Annotated in this window: 6 protein-coding genes; 2 read left to right on the forward strand and 4 right to left on the reverse strand. The window is 57.7% G+C overall.

Annotated elements, in window-relative coordinates:
* Positions 1-29 precede the first annotated feature (29 nt).
* Complete coding sequence (locus ACTHV6_RS11845; protein WP_441387835.1) at positions 30-215, forward strand: hypothetical protein; 186 nt, start codon at positions 30-32, stop codon at positions 213-215.
* Here the strand turns inward: ACTHV6_RS11845 and ispD are convergent.
* From ispD to ACTHV6_RS11865, 4 genes are all read right to left on the reverse strand, one after another.
* Entirely contained in the window at positions 186-899 is a 714-nt protein-coding gene (ispD, locus tag ACTHV6_RS11850; protein ID WP_441387837.1) for a 2-C-methyl-D-erythritol 4-phosphate cytidylyltransferase, read from the reverse strand. The two genes, ACTHV6_RS11845 and ispD, sit on opposite strands and share 30 nt — an antisense overlap.
* A 74-nt stretch (positions 900-973) precedes the next feature.
* Complete coding sequence (locus tag ACTHV6_RS11855; RefSeq protein WP_441387838.1) at positions 974-1,489, reverse strand: CarD family transcriptional regulator; 516 nt, start codon at positions 1,487-1,489, stop codon at positions 974-976.
* A gap of 158 nt (positions 1,490-1,647) precedes the next feature.
* Entirely contained in the window at positions 1,648-2,343 is a 696-nt protein-coding gene (locus ACTHV6_RS11860) for a response regulator (RefSeq protein WP_441387840.1), read from the reverse strand.
* A 43-nt stretch (positions 2,344-2,386) separates the two neighbouring features.
* Positions 2,387-3,685 carry a sensor histidine kinase gene (locus ACTHV6_RS11865; protein ID WP_441387841.1) on the reverse strand — a complete coding sequence of 433 codons (1,299 nt, stop codon included), beginning with the start codon at positions 3,683-3,685 and terminating at the stop codon, positions 2,387-2,389.
* Positions 3,686-3,843: 158 nt separating this feature from the next.
* Here ACTHV6_RS11865 and phoU point away from each other — a divergent pair, with 158 nt between their 5' ends.
* Positions 3,844-4,527: a phosphate signaling complex protein PhoU gene (phoU, locus tag ACTHV6_RS11870; protein ID WP_441387843.1), complete on the forward strand. Its 684-nt coding sequence runs from the start codon at positions 3,844-3,846 to the stop codon at positions 4,525-4,527.
* Positions 4,528-4,685: the final 158 nt, after the last annotated feature.

The raw sequence follows: 4,685 nt of genomic DNA on the forward strand, positions 1-4,685 counted from the left end.
CCGTAAAGGGCCGATCACTAGACTACCGAATGAGCACGCAAGAAGCCGGGCGTTTGGCAGGCATGGAAGCTGAAGCCAGCAAGAAACGCGAGAGCGCACACAGTGAGCTTGCTGGGCTTCAAGCACATCTGGCAGCAGGGGAGTCTTCTCGAGGAGAGCTCCGTCCAGAAGCGGGAGCGGAGGGACTATTCAACGGTGGGATCGGAGGCGAGTAACTCTGCGATTCGTAGGTCGAGTGGGCGCGTCACTTTCATCGCCATCTCGCTGCCTTCCACTAACACCACGGGGTGGCCGGCGGCTTCCACGAGAAAGGCGTCATCCGGCGCCGAGCTAGATTCTTCGGCTGCGTTTGCCGCGAAGCGCGCGTGAGCCTCTCGCACCACGTGAAGATCGAATCCTTGGGGTGTCTGCATGCCACGCAGGCTGGCGCGGTCAAGGGTTTCGAGCACAGGTTCAGTGCCATCAGCGGCACTCGCTCCTACGCGTTTGATCGTATCGACAACAGGAAGCGCTGGAACAACGGCAACGTGGCCGGCCTTCAAGGCCTCTACTACCCGGCGGATCTGGTCGGGTGGGGTCAACGCCCGCGCGGCGTCATGAATAAGTACAAAATCCGCATCGCCTGCGGCATCAAGGCCGGCGGCCACCGAGGCCTGACGCGTGATGCCACCAGCAACAACTGCGGCGCCTAATCCCGCGTGAGTGAGAGCTTCTTGAAAGGCTGGGACATCGGCCTCGGGCGCAGTCACGACGCAGCGGTCAATCACTCCGGACAACACCATTGACCGAACGGCGTGGACGATCAGGGGCTTACCAGCCAATTTCACGAGGGCCTTCGGGCCATCCAAACCAAGGCGGGTGCCGCCTCCGGCACCCGCTATGACTGTTACAACGCTCATGACGCCAATGTTACTCAGTTTTGGTTGTCTCCACTGAAATGACAGTGGAGGAGCCGAGACAACGACAGTGCTTATTATTCAGTCTCGGTTGTCTCCACTGACGGGGCAGACTCTTCGAGGATCTGATCAAGAAGCTCTAGCGCCTCTTCTTCTTCAACATCGCGGGCAAGAGCAACCTCGGATCCCAAGATCTGACGGGCTTGTGCCAGCATCCGCTTCTCTCCGGCGGACAGGTGCCTGCCAGAATCGCGGCGAGTCAAATCGCGCACTACTTCGGCAACTTTGATGACGTCACCAGAGGTCAGCTTCTCACTGTTGGCCTTGTAGCGGCGCGACCAGTTGGAGGGCTCTTCGATATGCTCGGCGCGCAGAACGTTGAACACGTTCTCAAGCTGCTGATCGTTGGAAACATCGCGAACGCCGACGTCCTCCACCTTATCGGCGGGAACCTGAATCACGAGGTCACCTTGCATGACGCGCAAGGTCAAATAGAGCTTTTCTTCACCACGAATCTTCTTTGTTGAAATGTCCTCGATGTAGGCAGCTCCGTGATGCGGGTAGACCACAGTCTCGCCGATTGTGAAAGCCATTCGGTTGAGGCTCCTTCGTAGTGAATGAATATTCAGATAGACATTCTACCACGACGGGTATAGGCTCAGAATTTTCGCCGCTTCTCTGACCGCGAATATCGGCTTCTGTGATGATAGATGCTCGAGGCGAGAACGGCAGAGAGTTCTCTACCTCGCGATTATTCAGCCGAAGAAACCAACTTGTATCCTAGGCCGCGTACGGTCACCAGAACGGTGGGTTTGCCGGGGTCCTTTTCAATCTTTGCCCGGATTCGCTTGACGTGCACATCCAACGTCTTCGTATCACCAATGTAGTTCAAGCCCCAGATCCGATCGAGGATCTGTGAGCGGGTGAGGACGCGATCCGGATTGTTCATGAAGAGCTCGAGAAGCTCAAATTCTCGCAGCGGCATCTGAACATCCTCGCCACTAACGCTCACTTCGTGACCACCCGTGTCCATCTCAATATGGCCAACGCGCAGCACTTCGCCGGCTTCCTCATCTGAATTTTCAGCCGAACTCCGCCGCAATACGGCGCGGATTCGCGCCACGAGCTCGCGGTACGAGTACGGCTTGGTGAGGTAGTCATCCGCGCCCACCTCGAGGCCCACCACTTTATCGATCTCATCATCCTTGGCCGTCACCATGATGATCGGAACCTGGGAGTGTTTGCGGATCCTCTTGCATACTTCAATGCCTGAAATCCCGGGAAGCATCAAATCCAGCAAGATGAGGTCCAGTTCAGTGGAAGCAGCGATCTCAACCGCGGACATGCCTTCGGCCGCGGTCAGAACTTCGTACCCATCGTTGCTCAAGTTGAAAGCTAACGTATCGCGGAAAACAGGTTCGTCATCCACAACCAGAATCTTGGCCATTCCCGTATCCTTACTCGTTAGTGATCTGGTGGTCGTCCAACAGTCAGTCAATAGCAGTCCGGTCAATAGCAGTCCGGTCAGCTGAGCCACCTATGCCCGCCGAAGCAGATGAACCGGCAGAGCCAAACGAATCGGCTGCACTGGCCGATGGTGGTGAACCCGCCGAACTAGGCGAACCGGCAGAGCCAGCCGTTTCCGCATTGTTGACCAATGGCTGGTTCGCTTCTGGCAGCAGAATCGTAAACGTAGACCCCTGACCAGGCGCGCTCCACAAGTTCATGCGGCCACCGTGATCGGCAACCACGTGCTTCACTATGGACAAGCCTAACCCGCTCCCACCAGTTTCGCGCGAACGCGCCTTATCCCCACGATAGAACCGTTCAAAAACGCGTTCTTGTTGCTCCTGCGGGATTCCTTGTCCCTGATCAACCACAGCGATGGAAACGAGGCCATCATGTTTGGACACACCAACGGATACGCGCCCACGCGGATGAGAGTAGCGCACCGCATTATCAAGAATGTTCCTCACGGCAGTGGTGAGCATGGTCTTGTCTCCGTACACGTACAGATCCTTCACGCCGCCGCTGACCAACGTCACGTCCCGCGTATCCGCCTCAACGGTCATGCGGTCCAGCGCCTCGGACACCACGTCATCAATGCTCACCAGCTCGGATGCCACGAGGGCATCGCCCTCTTGCAGCCTCGAGAGCTGAATCAGCTCCTGTACAAGCACACCCAGCCGGTGCGATTCTTTGGTCAACTGCGCGGAGAAGTGGCGTATGGCCTCCGGATTATCGGCGCTCTTGGCAATGGTTTCGGATAGCAAGGAGATGGAACCAACAGGCGTCTTCAGCTCATGGGACACATTCGCTGTAAAGTCCCTACGGGCCTCCTCCAATCGCAGCTTTGTGGTGCTGTCCTCGAACAACACCAACACCCTGCCCGCGTTCATCGGTGCGGAACGCACGATCAAGCGGGACTCGAGATCTTCGGTCAAGGTGGAGCGCCTCATCCTGATTTCCTGACCGTGGATGAGGCCATCGGACCTAGTTTCGGTAATGATGCGTTGGAATTCTGGCCGGATAACTTCGTCGTCGTTCACAATTCCATACGAGTACGCACGCGTAGAAGCACGGGATACCCCGCCACTCTTCTCAACGATGATGTAATCCTGCGGAAGCGAATCCAGAATGGGACTGGCCGCTACCTGATCATCGGTAATGGGTGGGTACACGGCTTCGCGGCGGCGCGCGCGTTCCGACAAAAAGAACGCGACGCTCCCCCACACTCCCACGAGGAGGCCCACCGCGGCGGCGAGCAACAAAATCGCACCATTTGGCATACACTCAGTCTACGGTGCCTCCCGCGGCACTTCCGCGCGATACCTCACTCTTTGCCGAGTGTTCACCAAAGCCGAAGCGCCCGTTAACTTACCGCGGCTACCGTAGGGAGCAGGAAGATCAACCACGCCCAATGAACCCACAGAGCACAAGGATCACAATGCGCCACGAATTCCGCAAGGAGATGTCTCTCCTCGAGGACACACTCACGATGCTCGCCCACCAATCGGCCAAGGCGATGGAGCGTGCAGCGGCCTCGCTGAAGGACGCCAACCTTGCCCTTGCCGAACAGGTTATTGATGCCGATCACCAGATCGATTTCCTCGAACAAAACGTGGACGAGATGGCTATTTCGCTACTCGCCCGCCAAGCCCCCGTTGCCGGCGATCTGCGCACGGTGGTTTCCGCCATGCGCCTAGCTGCCACGCTGGAACGTATGGGCGATCTTGCGCGCCACGTTGCCTACATCGCCCGCGGCCGCTTCCCTCAAACCGCCATCGAGGGTGCCACCTACGAACTTCTGACCTCCATGGCCGATGAGGCTGCCAAGGTTGGCAAGATGGTGTCCGAACTTGTGGAAAATCAAGATCTGAGCCTCGCCCGCAAGATCGAAGAAAACGATGAGGTGCTGGACAACTACCATCGCCAGTCCTTCGAACTGGTTCTCAACGAGGACAATAGCCTGACGCGCCAAGAAGTTGTGGATGTTGTGCTGCTGGGGCGCTTCCTTGAGCGCTACGGGGACCACGCCGTTTCCGTGTCCCGCCGCATGGTTTTCCTTGTGACCGGGCTGAACACCGAACACGATTCGGGGCCGGGTACCGAGGAAGAGATTTTGGGGTAGCCCGGCACGCTCGCGGAACCAGCAAGCAGAAGGCAACCGGGAACCGGGCGCCTAGTATCTGGCACCTGGCACCTAACACCGAAGAAGAATTCTTGGAGTAAGAGGGCTCTTCATAGTTGGGGGTGTAGGTCGGGGTTTTGGGCTTGGGGCGCGTTGGT

The organism is Ancrocorticia sp., assembly GCF_052089425.1.
Lineage (GTDB): Bacteria > Actinomycetota > Actinomycetes > Actinomycetales > Actinomycetaceae > Ancrocorticia.

Bases quoted from the DNA above. Each gene is read 5' to 3' on its own strand.
- ACTHV6_RS11845 (WP_441387835.1), top strand. From the start codon at position 30: ATGAGCACGCAAGAAGCCGGGCGTTTGGCAGGCATGGAAGCTGAAGCC.
- ispD (WP_441387837.1), bottom strand. From the start codon at position 899: ATGAGCGTTGTAACAGTCATAGCGGGTGCCGGAGGCGGCACCCGCCTT.
- ACTHV6_RS11855 (WP_441387838.1), bottom strand. From the start codon at position 1,489: ATGGCTTTCACAATCGGCGAGACTGTGGTCTACCCGCATCACGGAGCT.
- ACTHV6_RS11860 (WP_441387840.1), bottom strand. From the start codon at position 2,343: ATGGCCAAGATTCTGGTTGTGGATGACGAACCTGTTTTCCGCGATACG.
- ACTHV6_RS11865 (WP_441387841.1), bottom strand. From the start codon at position 3,685: ATGCCAAATGGTGCGATTTTGTTGCTCGCCGCCGCGGTGGGCCTCCTC.
- phoU (WP_441387843.1), top strand. From the start codon at position 3,844: ATGCGCCACGAATTCCGCAAGGAGATGTCTCTCCTCGAGGACACACTC.